The sequence below is a fragment of the Rhodoplanes sp. SY1 genome, from assembly GCF_046000175.1.
In the GTDB taxonomy this organism is placed as follows: Bacteria; Pseudomonadota; Alphaproteobacteria; order Rhizobiales; family Xanthobacteraceae; genus Rhodoplanes.
On sequence record NZ_JBEOMB010000208.1, the window covers coordinates 1 to 599 of the forward strand.

The 599-nt window shown below is 70.8% G+C and carries 1 protein-coding gene; it reads right to left on the minus strand.

Annotation, left to right across the window (positions count from 1 at the left end; translation table 11 throughout):
* Positions 1–599, minus strand: a 599-nt coding sequence (locus tag ABTU92_RS28355; RefSeq protein WP_408094922.1) for an efflux RND transporter permease subunit, incomplete at both ends; no start/stop codon positions are given.

Sequence of the window (599 nt, forward strand, 5' to 3'; positions counted from 1 at the left end):
GCGAGATCGGCTGGCCGATATTGAGCGACAGCGGCAGCACGGCGAGCTTCGTCCTGATGTCGGCGACGATCTCCTGCTTGGGCCGGCCGCGGTCGAGCGCCACTTCCAGCTCGGTCACGTGGATGCCTTCCGCGTGCTCGTCGAGCTCGGCCCGGCCGGTGCGGCGGCCGACCGTGCGGATGCCCGGGATCTCCATCATGAGCCGCTCGGCGATGGTGCCGACGCGGTTCGATTCCGGCAGCGAGACGCCGGGATTGAAGGTGAGCAGGATCGTGAAGGTGCCCTCGTTGAACGGCGGCAGGAAGACGCGCGGCAGCGACAGCGCGGCGGCGCCGGCGGCGATCACCAGCGCCACGGTGGCGGCGAGGATCGGCCCGCCGTTGCCGTAGGCGCGGCGCAGCGTCGCGGCATAGCCGCGCTTCAGCACCCGGACGAGCCAGGCCTCGCGATGCGCGTGCCGGCCGAGCGCCGGAAGCATGTAGAAGGCCATCACGGGCGTCAGCGTGATCGACACCAGGAGGCTCGCCAGGATCGAGACGATGTAAGCCTGGCCGAGCGGCGCGAACAGCTTGCCCTCGATGCCGCCGAGCGCGAACAGC